At 65.0% G+C, this 13314-nt stretch carries 15 protein-coding genes; 9 read left to right on the top strand and 6 right to left on the bottom strand.

Annotation, left to right across the window (positions count from 1 at the left end):
• The first annotated feature begins 26 nt into the window (after positions 1-26).
• A complete protein-coding gene (gene aspS / locus FR699_RS06700) occupies positions 27-1331 on the top strand; it encodes an aspartate--tRNA(Asn) ligase (RefSeq protein ID WP_158854872.1) in 1305 nt (434 codons plus the stop codon).
• 311 nt (positions 1332-1642) lie between these two features.
• Here aspS and FR699_RS06705 read toward each other — a convergent pair whose 3' ends face one another.
• On the bottom strand, positions 1643-2155 hold the full coding sequence (locus FR699_RS06705; protein WP_158854874.1) for a hypothetical protein: 513 nt from the start codon (positions 2153-2155) through the stop codon (positions 1643-1645).
• Positions 2152-2454 carry a UPF0175 family protein gene (locus FR699_RS06710; protein WP_154551184.1) on the bottom strand — a complete coding sequence of 101 codons (303 nt, stop codon included), beginning with the start codon at positions 2452-2454 and terminating at the stop codon, positions 2152-2154. The genes FR699_RS06705 and FR699_RS06710 overlap by 4 nt, the downstream gene beginning before the upstream one ends.
• A 96-nt stretch (positions 2455-2550) precedes the next feature.
• Between FR699_RS06710 and FR699_RS06715 the strand changes: the two genes are divergently transcribed.
• The 3 genes from FR699_RS06715 to FR699_RS06725 all read left to right on the top strand — a co-directional run bounded on the left by FR699_RS06715 (position 2551) and on the right by FR699_RS06725 (position 4968).
• On the top strand, positions 2551-3432 hold the full coding sequence (locus FR699_RS06715) for a pantoate kinase (RefSeq protein ID WP_158854876.1): 882 nt from the start codon (positions 2551-2553) through the stop codon (positions 3430-3432).
• A 74-nt stretch (positions 3433-3506) separates the two neighbouring features.
• Entirely contained in the window at positions 3507-4256 is a 750-nt protein-coding gene (locus FR699_RS06720) for a 4-phosphopantoate--beta-alanine ligase (protein ID WP_158854878.1), read from the top strand.
• Between the two features lie 61 nt (positions 4257-4317).
• Positions 4318-4968 (top strand): chemotaxis protein CheC, encoded by a 651-nt coding sequence (locus FR699_RS06725; RefSeq protein ID WP_154551181.1) that lies wholly within the window; start codon positions 4318-4320, stop codon positions 4966-4968.
• A gap of 110 nt (positions 4969-5078) precedes the next feature.
• Here the strand turns inward: FR699_RS06725 and FR699_RS06730 are convergent, their stop codons facing one another.
• Positions 5079-6680, bottom strand: coding sequence for a methyl-accepting chemotaxis protein (locus FR699_RS06730; RefSeq protein ID WP_158854880.1), 1602 nt, complete (start codon positions 6678-6680; stop codon positions 5079-5081).
• Positions 6681-6914: 234 nt separating this feature from the next.
• Here FR699_RS06730 and FR699_RS06735 point away from each other — a divergent pair, with 234 nt between their 5' ends.
• From FR699_RS06735 to FR699_RS06750, 4 genes are all read left to right on the top strand, one after another.
• Positions 6915-7532 carry a trimeric intracellular cation channel family protein gene (locus FR699_RS06735; protein WP_199268332.1) on the top strand — a complete coding sequence of 206 codons (618 nt, stop codon included), beginning with the start codon at positions 6915-6917 and terminating at the stop codon, positions 7530-7532.
• 100 nt (positions 7533-7632) lie between these two features.
• Positions 7633-8556, top strand: a complete 924-nt coding sequence (locus FR699_RS06740; protein ID WP_158854884.1) for a sulfide-dependent adenosine diphosphate thiazole synthase — start codon at positions 7633-7635, stop codon at positions 8554-8556.
• Positions 8557-8637: 81 nt separating this feature from the next.
• On the top strand, positions 8638-9522 hold the full coding sequence (locus FR699_RS06745; protein ID WP_158854886.1) for an NAD(P)-dependent oxidoreductase: 885 nt from the start codon (positions 8638-8640) through the stop codon (positions 9520-9522).
• A 145-nt stretch (positions 9523-9667) separates the two neighbouring features.
• Positions 9668-10426, top strand: a complete 759-nt coding sequence (locus FR699_RS06750) for a DUF6775 family putative metallopeptidase (protein ID WP_158854888.1) — start codon at positions 9668-9670, stop codon at positions 10424-10426.
• A gap of 259 nt (positions 10427-10685) precedes the next feature.
• Here FR699_RS06750 and FR699_RS06755 read toward each other — a convergent pair whose 3' ends face one another.
• The 3 genes from FR699_RS06755 to dcd are packed head-to-tail and all read right to left on the bottom strand — an operon-like array spanning position 10686 to position 12834.
• The gene (locus FR699_RS06755; protein ID WP_154551176.1) at positions 10686-11354 is read right to left on the bottom strand and encodes a class I SAM-dependent methyltransferase; all 669 of its coding nucleotides are present in this window, start codon (positions 11352-11354) and stop codon (positions 10686-10688) included.
• Positions 11355-11356: 2 nt separating this feature from the next.
• Positions 11357-12250 carry a thiamine-phosphate synthase family protein gene (locus FR699_RS06760; RefSeq protein WP_154551175.1) on the bottom strand — a complete coding sequence of 298 codons (894 nt, stop codon included), beginning with the start codon at positions 12248-12250 and terminating at the stop codon, positions 11357-11359.
• Positions 12247-12834, bottom strand: coding sequence for a dCTP deaminase (gene dcd, locus FR699_RS06765; protein ID WP_154551174.1), 588 nt, complete (start codon positions 12832-12834; stop codon positions 12247-12249). The genes FR699_RS06760 and dcd overlap by 4 nt, the downstream gene beginning before the upstream one ends.
• Before the next feature lie 116 nt (positions 12835-12950).
• Here dcd and pth2 point away from each other — a divergent pair, with 116 nt between their 5' ends.
• Positions 12951-13289, top strand: a complete 339-nt coding sequence (gene pth2, locus FR699_RS06770) for a peptidyl-tRNA hydrolase Pth2 (protein ID WP_154551173.1) — start codon at positions 12951-12953, stop codon at positions 13287-13289.
• The last annotated feature ends 25 nt before the right edge of the window (positions 13290-13314 follow it).

The raw sequence follows: 13314 nt of genomic DNA on the forward strand, positions 1-13314 counted from the left end.
AATCCCCGGCGGCAAAATACGGGGGCATGCACGATCGGACGTACGCTGCTGTAGCCGAATCAGGAGAGGCCGCGACCGTCGCGGGCTGGGTACACGAGATCCGAGACCTCGGCGGGATCGCGTTCCTGATCCTCCGTGACCAGACCGGAAAGATCCAGATCAAAATCGAGAAAGACGAACTGCCCGAGGAAATCGTCGAGAGTGCACTCGACGTCCATCGGGAGAGTGTCGTCCGCGTGGTCGGACCAGTCGAAGACGAGGAACGCGCGCCGACCGGTGTCGAGATCACGCCCGAGGAGTTCGACGTGATCGCGCCCGCCGATCCCGAACTCCCACTGGACCCGTCGGGCAAGGTCGACGCCGAACTCCCGACTCGCCTGGACAACCGGACGCTCGACCTCCGCAAGTCCGAGGTCAAGGCCATCTTCGAGATCCGCGCGGAGATCCTTCGCTCCGTCCGGGAGGCGTTCCGCAGCCTGGACGCCACGGAGATCAACACGCCGAAAATCGTCGCGACCGGGACCGAGGGCGGAACCGAATTGTTCCCGATCACGTACTTCGGCCAAGAGGCGTTCATGAATCAGAGCCCCCAGCTGTTCAAGCAGCTGATGGTCGGCTCCGGCCTCGAACGCGTCTTCGAGATCGGCCCGATCTTCCGTGCCGAAGAGCACAACACGCCCCGGCACCTCAACGAAGCCACCTCGATCGACTTCGAGTCGGCCTTCTACGACCACACCGAGGCGATGGACGCTTGCGAGACAGTCGTGAAAGCTGCCTACGAAGGCGTCGCACAGAACTGCGCCGAGGAACTCGAAACGCTCGGCCTGGCCGAGGACTTCGAAGTTCCCGGGGGCGACTTCCCGCGGCTCACCTACGAGGAGGCCATCGAGCGCGTCAACGCCACTGGCGAACTCGATGACGTGCTGGTGTGGGGCGACGACCTCTCGACGGAGGCCGAACACGCCCTCGGCCAGGCTGTCGGCGAGCACTACTTCATCACCGACTGGCCCAGCGAGATCAAGCCCTTCTACATCAAGGATCACGACGACGATCCCGAACTCTCGACGGGCTTCGACATGATGCACCCCTCGATGGAACTCGTCTCGGGCGGGCAGCGTGAACACCGCCACGACCACCTCGTCGACGGCTTCGAACAGCAGGGCCTGGACCCGTCAGCCTTCGAGTACTACACCAAGATGTTCAAGTACGGCATGCCGCCACACGCTGGCTGGGGCCTTGGCGGCGAGCGCCTGGTCATGACGATGCTCGGGCTGGAGAACATCCGCGAAGCGGTGCTGTTCCCGCGAGACAGGCAACGGCTCTCGCCGTAGGCGAGAACGTTCCTGTCGGCGGAGGCTCGGAAGTCACAGCCCGCGTGGCCGGCGCAGCCGGTCACGTTCCTAAAGGTCGGCAAAGCCGACCTTTCGCGCAGTCGAGCGGAGCGAGGCGAGCAGGACCGGCTTCCGGCGTTCCCGCGAGATCGTCAGCGACTCTCCCCGTAGAGTCGCCCGATCTCGTAGCGGCCAGAGACCGACAGCGGCTGAGCCCCTAGCGAGGTCGAAGGAAGTGTAGCCTCGAAACACGAGCGGTGAAGACGGTGGGGCCAGTGACACACTCCGTCGAGCGCTTGTGTAGCCAGGAGTCAGAGATCCCCAATTGCCTGGGCGCGGAGTGCACCCGTCAAGTGCAACCCGTGGCTGTCGATCCGGCGAGCGATCCGCTTTGCCTGGGTGGTCTTGAGGTACTTGTCCTCGCTTGCGGCCCGGACCACGACGCCAAAGGTCCCAGTGACTGTCGCTCCGAGGCCGTCGGCGATGGTCCGAAACGGGCGATCGTCGGTGACGAGCCCGATTGCCGACGCCTCGTCGCCGTCCATCGCTGCCAAAATCGGTTCCAACAGCCGACTCTCGACAACGGGCTCAGAGACGCCAACGATTGTCTGGGCCTGCTCGGCGTACTCGGTATCGATGGGTTCGATCGTCGCGCCGCCGTCGTCGACGAACTTCGCTAGGTTCGTCTTGGCTGGCTCGGTCGAGACCGCCTCGGCGACCAGTTGCGGGACGACGATGTCGCCGTCGAAGGCACCAAGCAGTTTTGTCTCCCCGACAATCCCCAGATCGACCAGTGGCACCGGCCCGACGAAGATCCGAGTCATAGGTCTCTGGCCGCCTCGACCTCACGCTCGATGTCCTCCCGCGTCAGTTGGACCGTCAAATTTCGATCGCGGGCGATCGCCAGCCACTCGCCGACGGTGACGTTCGCCAGCCTGGCCGCCTCGGCGACGCCGACGTCACCGGACTGATAGCGCTCGACAGCGAGCCGAACCCGCAGGTCAGACAGGCCCTCGCGAAGGGCCTTACGGATCGTCGTACTGCGGTCTTCCTCCAGTAACTCGGCCACTGATTCGAGTTCGGCCTTCTCCTCGTCGGGCAAGCGAACGCTGACTGACGGCATGTGTATACAATCAGAGACAGCGTAAACACACATCAATCTGGCGACCGCCGGAACGGTCTCGAAGGGTTCTACCGGACGGCCATCGAAGAGCCGTCGATGACCGACGAGGCGAAAGCGTTCGTGCCGGGGCACGTGACGGGATTTTTCGCCGTCGAGCGGACCGACGATCCGACGACGACAGGCTCGCGTGGAGGCGGGCTGACGCTTTCCGACGGCGTGACAGTGACGGTCAGGCCCGATACGGAGACCGAGATACTCCTCGACGACGTGAGCGTTGACATCGGGGCTGTCGAGGGTGTTCTGGAAGCTCTCGGGATCGAGGCGACGGTGATCGGCGAGACCGACCTGCCGCTCGGTTCGGGCTTTGGCGTCTCCGGGGCGATGGCACTGGGAACGGCACTGGCAGCGACTGACGAATTCGATCTCGAACTCTCGATGGCCGAACTCACGACCGTCGCCCACGGCGCAGAGGTCCAGGCCGGGACCGGTCTGGGTGACGTGGTCGCACAGGCCCGCGGGGGCATGGTGTTACGGCTCGAAGCGGGTGGGCCTCGGGCGAACGAACTGGACGGGCTACCGGCCCGCCCTCGCGTGGAATATCTGACACTTGGCGAACTCGACACGAGCGACGTGATCGGCGGCGACACCGAGCGCCTCTCGGCAGCCGGCGACGACGCCCTCTCACGGGTCGTCGAGCAACCGACCGTCGAACGGTTCATGTACGCCTCGCGGCGTTTCGCCCGCGAAGCTGGGCTCCTGACACCCGACGTCAAGGACGTGATCATGGACGTAACAGAGGCCGGTGGCGAAGCGTCGATGGCGATGCTCGGCGAGACGGTGTTCGCACTCGGGACCGGCCTCTCGGACGCCGGATACGACCCGCACGTCTGTCGTGTCGATCCCACAGGTGCGACAGTACTCGGAGGCAGTCATCGCGACCAGGCTGAGCTGCAACCACACGCCAGCGACGGGAAGTAACAGGCCAGCAGGGCGGCCGCCCCGGCGACGGCGAGTTGCCGACGTTTTTCACCGACGGGACCCGACCGAGTGGTATGAGCGATGTCGAGGTCCCGGAGAGTCACCCACGCTACGAGTCGCTGTTGACCCGCCACCGTATCGAGGCAGGGGTCGAGAAAGGGATCACGAGCCAGCAAGGGCTGATCGCCCAGGGCCGCGGCGAAGCCTTCGATTACCTGCTGGGCGAGCGGACGATCGACAGCGCCGAAGCGGCCGAACGCGCCGCGGCCGCACATCTGCTGTTGGCCGACCATCCCGTGCTCTCGATCAACGGCAACGTCGCCGCCCTCGTTCCCGGGGAAGTCGTGGAACTCGCCGCGGCGACGGGTGCCGACCTGGAGGTCAACCTGTTCAACCGGACCGAGCAACGCATCCAGGCGATCGCCAAGCACCTCCGTGAACACGGTGCCGAGTCAGTCAAAGGCCTCGCGGCGGACGAACGGATCCCGGGCCTGGACCACGAGCGGGCGAAAGTCGACGCCGACGGGATCTACGACGCCGATGTGGTCGTCGTCCCCCTAGAAGACGGCGACCGCGCCCAAGCACTGGGTGAGATGGACAAAACCGAAATCGTGATCGACCTCAATCCGCTGTCCCGATCGGCCCAGGCCGCCACAGTCCCGATTATCGACAACGTGATCCGGGCCATCCCGAACATGACGGCCCACGCCCGTCAGTTACGAGCCCACGACGACGAGCAATTGCGCGCGATCGTCGCGGACTTCGACACCGAGGTGACTCTCGCCGCCGCCGAGCAAGCGATCAGAAGCGGCGACAGCGAGTAGCGCTGGGGCGACCGCCGGGAATGGCGGAGTACTTACGTAGCCGCGCCGGGTAGAGAGGGCCATGAGTCTGGAAGTGGACATCCGGAAACTCGATCTTTTCAACAAGATCGCACGGGAGGGGTCCGAAAAGGTCTCGGCCCACCTCGATCAAATGGCTGGTCTGCAGACGGAGATTGCCGTCTCGAAGATCAACTTCCTCGATATCGAGGACGTCCGCACCCACATGGGCGAGGGCGACCGTGTTGGTATCTACGTCGAATTGACCGAACCGCCCCACGGCTACGTCCTGTTCATGCTCGAATCCGACGACGCCAAAGAACTGGCGAGCCTGCTGGTCGGCGACATCGGCAGTGACGACAGCGAGGGCTTTTCTGACATGGAACGGTCGGCGATTCAAGAGGTCGGCAACATCATGACCTCCGGCTACATCGACGGGTGGGCGAACGTACTGGACACGACGATCGGGATGTCGACACCATCGTTCGCGTATGGGCCGGCCAGCGGCATCGTCGACAAGATGGGTGGCTGGCCCGAGGAGGACATCGCGTTCGTCATCGACTCAGAGTTGACCGCGAGCGAGGGTGACGTCGGGCTGACGATCTACACCTTCCCCAAACTTGTCGAACTGGTCGATCTGATCCAGGATATCGACGTCGAAACCGTCGTCGGCGAAGACACGATCGCCTCCACAGACATCGCCGACAACGCCTGAGACGGATTGCGCTCACTGTTTTCCGTGACGACCGCCCGACTGCAGGTGGTCGATATAGTACTGACGTGGCGCAATCCGTTGAGGGCGCTTTCGGACGCGTATGCCGACGCTTAGCGCGAAGCGGAGAGTTCGTCGAGAATCGACCGGAGCCCTCTCGCCTCCTCGGCGAGTTCGCTCACGGTTTCGGTCATGTCCGTGATCGCGGCGGTCTGTTCCTCGGTGGACGCCGAGACCGACTGGGCTTCGTCGGCGGTGTCGTCGCCGATCTCGGCGATGTGTTCGATCGACTGATCGACGTTCTCGGTGGTCTGTGCCTGGCTGTCGGTCGCCTCGTCGATCTCCTGGATGCCGGCGTTGACCTCCTCGATCCGTTCGACCACGTTTTCGATCGCACTCATGGCCGCTTCGATGGTTTCGCCACCGGTCTCGACTCGCGATTCCATGTCCCCCATGCGTTCGACCGCGGTATCGGCCTGGCTCCGCATCTCCTCGATCAGTGTCTCGACCTCGCGGGTCGCCGCCTGGGTGTCCTCGGCGAGACTTTTGACCTCGCCGGCGACGACGGCGAACCCGGACCCGGCCTCGCCGGCGCGTGCGGCTTCGATCGATGCGTTCAGCGCGAGGGTGTTCGTCTGATCGGCGATGTCATCGATCAAATCGACGATCTCGTCGACTTCCTCGATCCGCGCATCGAGTGACTGCACCTCCTCGGCAGTGGCACCGGCTTCCGTCCGGATGGCCTCGACCTCCTCGACCGCCGTTTCCGCGTCGGCGCGCGCCGATCGAGCAGTGTCGGTCACGTCCTGGGTGGTCCCGGCCACGTCGGCGGCCGAGGCGGCGATCTCCTCGATCGTCGCCGAAAGATCGTTCGTCTGGGCCGCGGCATCGCCGAGACGATCGCGCTGGTCGTCGACACCGGATGCGATCCGTTCCATCGACTCGCTGATGTCGTCGCTTACCCGGACGATCTCGTCGCCGCTGGCGGCGGCGTCGCCGCTAACCGTCGCGACGCGGTCGGCAAACTCCGTCACGTCCAGCACAGTCCGCTCCAAGGAGTCGAGCATCTCGTTGAACGATTCGGCAATCTCGCCCATTGCCTCGCTCTGGACAGCAGTGTCCAGGCGGCGGGTGAGATCACCGGACGCGACGGCATCCATGACAGTGCTGTACGCGCGGGCCTGTTCTCTGAGTTGGGCTGTCGTCTGCTCGGCCTCCTCCTTTGCAGCTTCGGCGCGCTCGCGCTCCCGTTGGGCCGTCTCGGTGGCCTCTTTGGCCTCTGCGATCCGTGTCTGGAGATCCCCGGCCGTCGTTTCGATCCCGCGATAGACCTCGTCGATCCCGTCCGTGCGCGTTTCGGCGATCTCGATGTCGTACTCGCCCTCGCTGATCGATCCCATCGCGGACTGGAGGGTCTCGATGATGACGTACATCTCGCCGTAGATCCCGCCACCGACACCGAAGGTGACCAGGAGGATCGCGGCGGCTGTCAGCCACGCACCCTCGTACACCGCCAGGAGTGCCGGCAAAAGCACAGATGCCCCGGCAAACAGCCACAACTGTCCGTTCAACGTCGATCGAAGTTCACCGGGAACGAAACGCTTCAGCGATTTCGAGACCGTCGCCATCACCGCCCACAGCCTGGCCGTCCCCGAGGGTGTCGGCGAGATGACCCGTGCGTCGCTCGCCGCTGTCGTCTGCTCGCCGGTACTCATGTGCCACAATCAGCCAGTCCCGCTGATAACTGTTCACCACCAATTTTCACGACCAATAACGTCGGGTGGGTCTGCCGGGCCCCATATCGGCTCGTCGAAGGGATAGCCTTGCCCCTGCTGTCGGGGACGGGCAGTCCTCGGAGGCGAGCGGAGGGCTCTTTAGGGTCGCTTGCCTGCTCGAAGACAGTGCTTGCCGAACTGCTCGATTCCGCGTTGCTTGACCCCTTCGCGGTGATGAACACGATCGGCCTCGTCGCGTTCGCCCTCGTCGGATCGGCCAAGGGCATCCGCGAGGAGTTCGACGTTTTCGGCATCGGTGTGGTCGGCCTGGTGACGGCCTTTGGCGGCGGTGCGACGCGTGACGTGCTGATCGGGCGGACGCCGCTGGCGCTCCAGAATCTCGGCGAGATGGGGCTGGGAATCCTGGGTGTCTCGCTGGCGCTGGGGCTGAGCGTCCTGCTCGAATCGCCGGACGAACATCCGATCACGCTCGTCGCCGACGCGGTGGGGCTCGCGGCGTTCGCCACCGCCGGGTCGATCGTCGCGACCGAGGCCGGCGTCAACGCCTTCGGCGTCGTCGCGGTCGCGACCATCAACGCCGCTGGCGGCGGTGCCTACGCCGATGTCCTGCTCGATCGCTCGCCGTTCATCCTCTTCGATGACTTCTATGCGAGCTGTGCGGTCCTGGGCGGAACCACCTACTGGCTGTTGACAGTGGCGGGCGTCTCGCCCGGCCTCACCGCCGGGGGCTGTGCGGCGATGACCGTCGGTTCGCGACTGCTCGCGGTCAACTACGGCTGGGAACTCCCGACGGCCCAGATGCTCGGCCTCGCCCAGAAACGGGTCGACTAGCCAGCCGTGTGCTTCCCGACAAACGCTCCCCAACCCAGCAGTGAAAACTGTCTCCGCCATCGAAACACACTTGTTTTACCCAGTGATACCACCAGGTGGTATGAGCGATTCAGAGTTCGACGAGTTCAGCGATGTCGGCGAGGCAGAGGTAACACGTGCGATCGGCCAGGAGTGGACCGAAGAGTTCATGGATTTCTCCGACTCCGACGTGATCATCGTCGGTGGCGGCCCCTCCGGCTTGATGGCCGCCAAGGAACTCTCCGAACGCGGGGTTCAGACGATGGTCGTCGAGAAGAACAACTATCTCGGGGGCGGCTTCTGGCTCGGTGGCTTCCTGATGAACAAAGTCACCGTCCGGGACCCGGCCCAGCAGGTGCTCGAGGACCTGGACGTCGACTTCAAGCGCTCCCAGGACAGCGAAGGGCTGTACGTCGCAAACGGCCCCGAGGCCTGTTCGGGTCTGATCAAGGCCGCCTGTGACGCCGGCGCGAAGATGCAGAACATGACGGAGTTCACCGACATCGTGATCCGCGAGGACCACCGCGTCGGTGGCATCGTCATGAACTGGACGCCGGTCCACGCCCTGCCCCGCGAGATTACCTGCGTCGACCCGATCGCCGTCGAGGCCGATCTGGTGATCGACGCGACGGGTCACGACGCCATGGCCGTCAAGAAACTCGACGAGCGCGGCGTCCTCAACGCGCCGGGCCTCGAAGACGAAGCCAGCGGCATGGACCAGACCGGCGAGGATACCTACGGTGCACCCGGCCACGACTCGCCCGGTCACGACTCGATGTGGGTCGGCGAGAGCGAGGACGCGGTTGTCGAACACACTGGTCTCGTCCACGACGGTCTCATCACGACGGGCATGGCCACGGCGACGACCTACGGCCTCCCGCGCATGGGGCCGACCTTCGGTGCCATGCTGCTGTCGGGCAAGCGCGGGGCGCAGGTCGCCCTGGACGAACTCGGCGTCGACGCCGAGCCGGTCGATATGACGACGCGCGCACCCGCTGACGACTGACGCGATCAAGTGCCCTCCGTAGACTCCGCCCGCAGTCGCGGCGAGCAACGACGTTAACACGGCCCCGGCCGAGCAATGGACATGAACGTCCTCGTCACCGGCGCGACGGGTGGCATCGGAAGCTGGGTCCTCGACAGTCTCGCGGCCGACGGCCACGCTGTCGTCGGCGTGGACCTGCGTCGGCCACCGGGCGAGCGTACCAACGCGCGCTTTCTCGGGGCCGATCTGACCGATCACGGCCAGGCGCGCGAATTGATCCAGACGACCCGACCGGACGCGGTGGTCCACTGTGCGGGCATCCCCAGAATGGGCGAGCGGCCGGGATCGGAGACGTTCCGCGTGAACGTGATGGCCGCTTACAACGTGTTCGTGGCCGCCGGCACCGTCGACGCCGACGTGGTATACACCTCAAGCGAGAGTCTTTACGGGATGCCCTACGCCGACCCGCCGTTCCTGCCGGACTATCTGCCCATCGACGAAGCGCACCCAAAGCGCCCCGAAGACCCGTATGGCATCTCGAAGTTCGTGAGCGAACACCTCGCTCGCATGGCCGTCCGGAAGTACGGTATCTCGGTCGCCTCGCTGCGGCCGTCGTGGGTGAACTACCCCGGCGATTACGACCTGACAGCAGTCCGTGACGGGTTCGGCCCAGAGACGGCAGACCGATCTGGCAACTTCTGGTCGTACATCGATATCCGTGACGTCGTCTCGCTCGTCGAAGCGGCGCTTGAAGCCGACATCGACGGCCACGAGGCCTACCTCGCCGTGGCGGCGGAGAACTACCTCGGTCGACCGACGACCGAAACCATCGAGACCGTGTTCGGTGACCTGCCGGACCGCTGTGCGCTGGAGGGCGAGGAATCCGCGTTCTCGACCGCGAAGGCCCGGACAGATCTGGGCTGGGAACCCGCCCACTCCTGGCGTGAGGCCGAAGACGCAGAGCCCATCGGTCCGGCGTTCGTCTGACAGGAGCAGTCGTCGGTTCCGGACCGAAACGACGCAACCACCCCGCCACGACGGACCGTCGGATCGAATCGATCACGTCACGCGCCCCTGAGAGAAACGATGGCCGGTCCGCAACTCGTTTTACCCAGTGGTACCACCAAAAAATATGGTCGAAGAGGTCACCTTATACCGCGCTCCGACGACCGTCGCTGACGCCGACTCGATCGCCGAGTGGCTGGCCGAACGGATCGATGCCAGCGTCAGCGTCCGGGACCGATTCCTCTCGCGATTTGCCGACGACACCCTTCCGGAGGCGTTCGCGGCGGCCAGGGTGCTCGATCCGTCCGATCCCGAGACTGGTAACACGATGCTCGGGATCGTCCGCTACGAGCAGCGCGCACTCGAACACCCCGAGCGGGCTGGGGGCGTCCTCTACGACGGTCTGGCTGTTCAGCAGGCACTGTGGGGCCGGCTCCCCGCCGAGGAGCGCAGCCTCGACCATCTCCACGTCCCGTTGGTCGATCGCGTCCTCGGCACGTGGGGCGATCACGACGGGCGCTGGCACAAGCGCGTGAACGTCCTCGGCCAGCCCACGCTGCTCTCCGTGCCCGGTCTCTACGAGGCCCCCGCAAAGCCCGAACAGTACTACAAAGAAAAGCAGAAACACGCCCTACTGTCCGGGGATGCCCCGCCGCGAGAAGTCCTCGAAAACGAGGTCGACGGGGACTTTCTGGTGGCAGACGATCCCCGGACGACCGACGCACTGAAGGGGTACGTCCTCCAGGCCGTCGACTATCTCGAAACCGGCGAGGGGTTCTGTGACGACGATCGCTGTCGGCTGTCGAACCCACATCGCCAGCCAGGTGTCGTCGAGGCACAACTTCGTGAGCCAGAATTTTGCCCGGAACACGCCCACTACGAGTGAGAACGTTGGCGGTGCTACTGACCGACGTCGACGGCGACCGTCTCGCCGGTACGGTGCTGGTGTGACCGTCGAACTGTCAGTTTCGGTCCCGAGCAACCCCGTACGGCCAGCGGCAGCGACCGAGAGACTGTCAAGGCACAGACGGACGATCTGAGACGCCATCCGCAGGTAGATTGGACGGCCGAGAGATGAAGCATTCAGATGTTGGCAACGAACGGGATAGCACGGCGAACAGTTTCGTCTCCGCACTGGCGCAGTCTCACTCGATCCGTCCACTCGACTGGCGGACCAAGCCGAGCGCGCGTCGGCTGGATTCGCCGTCATGCGACCGTTCGAGGACTCGATCGTGAGCGTCTCGGACCCTGCGGGCCAGGGTTACGGCCGGTGACACGCGGTCGCCGCGACTCGAGGGGGCGGACAATCGAGTGAACGCCCTGAAACCCAGGTTCAACGGCCGCCCGGCCAGCCGGTCGCTGAGCGTCCCGTCGAGCAATCCGAGCCGACCCCCGCCCGCAAGCAGGGCAAACCAGGCCTCGACGACGGCGACCGGATCGTCGAACAGTCCGACGACGAACGTCCCGAGCACGGCGTCGACACCACCCTCGATCGGCGGGTCCCGGGCGTCCCCGGTCAGGAGAGTGACGTTCTCCCACCCCGCTCGGTCGACGCGCCTGCGAGCCCGTTCGAGCATCCCTGGCGTCAGGTCGATGCCGAGGACGCGCCCGCCCTCGCCGACTCGCTGGCGAAGTGCTGACAGGTTTGCCCCGGTGCCACAGCCCATCTCGACGACGACGTCACCTGGTTGCAACGCGAGCGCGTCGATCACATCGAGCCGCCAGCGGCGGACGACCGGTCCGCTTGCCAGTCGGTCGTACGGTCCCGCGATCCGATCGTAGAACTGCCGGATCGCCCGCCGGTCGGTCGGCATACCTAAACCAGGTCACGCGCCAGTTCGGCGACCGTGGGTGCGTCCGATCCGAGCAAATAGGCGATCGGTTCGACGCCGAACCCGCCAGTCTGGTAGAGGACATCTGCGTCGGCGATGCCATCGACGTCCGGGAAAGTAGTGTCGAGGTCCGCGTCTGCGTCGAACTCGGCCGCGACGTATCCCTGGGCTTGCAGGGCGTCGATCAACTCGGCCTCGTAGGCGACGTTCAGCGTCGCTCGGGCGTCGTTGCCGTACTCGCGGGCCGCAAGCAGGACGCTGGCGACGTGTTCGCTGACCCCAAACTCCGGATCCCCCGGGACCGACGCTCGCCCCTTCACGTCGAGGATCCGTCCGGGGACGGCCACGACGTCGTCGATGCCGTCCCCACCCGGGAGACACTCCACGAGGTTCGACCCGACGGCCGGGATCAGTCGGGCGAACCCGCTCGTGTTTTCGAGAATCCCTAGACCCCGGCGGACCGACGAGCGCGCACGCTCAGATTGGCGGACGCGACTCTCCGGATCGTGGATCGCGATCGTCCCGCCGTGTTCGGAGAGTTGCGGGAACGCCTCCTCGTGGAGTTGGGCGAGCAGATCACCCTCCTCCAGTTGGCGGACGAACACCTCCGCTTCGGCCAGGGCCTGGACGGTGCTGATCTCTCCGTCGGCCAGGCCGTCTGCCAGGCGCTCGACCAGTTCTTCGAGGCGCTGGTCGGAAAGCAGCCGCTCGTTGCGTTCGACCTCGCCGTGGGCGTACTTCGAGACCGCACTCTGGCTGATCCCCAGCAGATCGGCGACCTCTCGCTGGGTCAGGCCCCGATCGCGAAGGCGCTCGGCAAGCAACGATCGGAACGTCGGCAGGAACTCCTCGACGACGATCTCCTCGACGAATTTCATTGGTCACCACCGAACTCCCGGTCGCCCTGGATCCGCGATGCCTGTGGCCCCTCCTGGCCCTGGTACTTCGAGCCGCGTTCCTCGCCGTACGGGCGCTCTGCAGGGCTGGACAGTTCGGTGAACGTCAACTGCGAGATGCGCATGCCCGGATTGAGCGCGACGGGAGCGGTCCCGAGATTCGACAGTTCGAGGGTGATCTGGCCCTCGTACCCGGGATCGCACAGTCCCGCTGTGGCGTGGACCACGACCGCGAGCCGACCCAGCGAGGAGCGGCCCTCGACGTGAGCGATCAAGTCGTCGGGGATCGCGACGCGTTCTTTGGTCGTACCCAACACGAAATCGCCGGGATGGAGAATGAACTCCCCACCCTCCTCGACGACGGTCTCTTCGACGTACTCGTCGACTTCCTGCTCGCTGTTGGGGTGGATGCACGGAATGTTCGCGTGCTGGAACTCTAGGAACTCACGACCGAGCCGAAGGTCGACGCTTGCGGGCTGGACCTGCAAATCAAGATCGTCGAGTGGTTCGATACGGAGGTCACCCTCCTCGAGTCGCCGCAGAATGTCCGTATCTGAGAGTATCATACCCACCTCTCGAATGGCCGTCCTAATGAAGCGTCGGGTTCGGAAAAACGGGCGCGCTGATCGTCGACCCCACGTACAATCGTCGCCCCTTTGTCCACCCAGAACTGATCGCGAGTATGAAACAGGCGATCGTCGCCCGCGCCGACCTGAACATGGGCGAGGGAAAACTCGCCGCCCAGGTCGCTCACGCCTCGCTTTCGGCCTACGAGGATGCCGACCGGCGGACGAAAACCGAGTGGAAAGGCGAGGGCCAAAAGAAAATCGTCCTGCAAGCAGACGGCGAGTCACAGTTGTTCGAACTCGCCGATGTCGCAGAGCGCGAAGGGATCGCTCACGCCATCGTCCGGGACGCCGGCCACACCGAACTCGAACCGGGCACCGTCTCGGCACTGGCCGTCGGCCCGGCACGCGAGGATATCGTCGACCGTGTTACCGGCGACCTCTCGCTGTACTGATCGGCGACGACTCGACCGCTTTCAA

The sequence above is a fragment of the Halorhabdus sp. CUG00001 genome (assembly GCF_009797925.1).
Lineage (GTDB): Archaea > Halobacteriota > Halobacteria > Halobacteriales > Haloarculaceae > Halorhabdus.

Coding starts and splice junctions, on each gene's coding strand:
- FR699_RS06740 (WP_158854884.1), top strand. CDS start 7,633: ATGAGCGATTCAGAGTTCGACGAGTTCAGCGATGTCGGCGAGGCAGAG.
- aspS (WP_158854872.1), top strand. CDS start 27: ATGCACGATCGGACGTACGCTGCTGTAGCCGAATCAGGAGAGGCCGCG.
- FR699_RS06720 (WP_158854878.1), top strand. CDS start 3,507: ATGAGCGATGTCGAGGTCCCGGAGAGTCACCCACGCTACGAGTCGCTG.
- dcd (WP_154551174.1), bottom strand. CDS start 12,834: ATGATACTCTCAGATACGGACATTCTGCGGCGACTCGAGGAGGGTGAC.
- FR699_RS06750 (WP_158854888.1), top strand. CDS start 9,668: ATGGTCGAAGAGGTCACCTTATACCGCGCTCCGACGACCGTCGCTGAC.
- FR699_RS06725 (WP_154551181.1), top strand. CDS start 4,318: ATGAGTCTGGAAGTGGACATCCGGAAACTCGATCTTTTCAACAAGATC.
- FR699_RS06730 (WP_158854880.1), bottom strand. CDS start 6,680: ATGAGTACCGGCGAGCAGACGACAGCGGCGAGCGACGCACGGGTCATC.
- FR699_RS06760 (WP_154551175.1), bottom strand. CDS start 12,250: ATGAAATTCGTCGAGGAGATCGTCGTCGAGGAGTTCCTGCCGACGTTC.
- FR699_RS06735 (WP_199268332.1), top strand. CDS start 6,915: ATGAACACGATCGGCCTCGTCGCGTTCGCCCTCGTCGGATCGGCCAAG.
- FR699_RS06755 (WP_154551176.1), bottom strand. CDS start 11,354: ATGCCGACCGACCGGCGGGCGATCCGGCAGTTCTACGATCGGATCGCG.
- FR699_RS06715 (WP_158854876.1), top strand. CDS start 2,551: ATGACCGACGAGGCGAAAGCGTTCGTGCCGGGGCACGTGACGGGATTT.
- FR699_RS06745 (WP_158854886.1), top strand. CDS start 8,638: ATGAACGTCCTCGTCACCGGCGCGACGGGTGGCATCGGAAGCTGGGTC.
- pth2 (WP_154551173.1), top strand. CDS start 12,951: ATGAAACAGGCGATCGTCGCCCGCGCCGACCTGAACATGGGCGAGGGA.
- FR699_RS06710 (WP_154551184.1), bottom strand. CDS start 2,454: ATGCCGTCAGTCAGCGTTCGCTTGCCCGACGAGGAGAAGGCCGAACTC.
- FR699_RS06705 (WP_158854874.1), bottom strand. CDS start 2,155: ATGACTCGGATCTTCGTCGGGCCGGTGCCACTGGTCGATCTGGGGATT.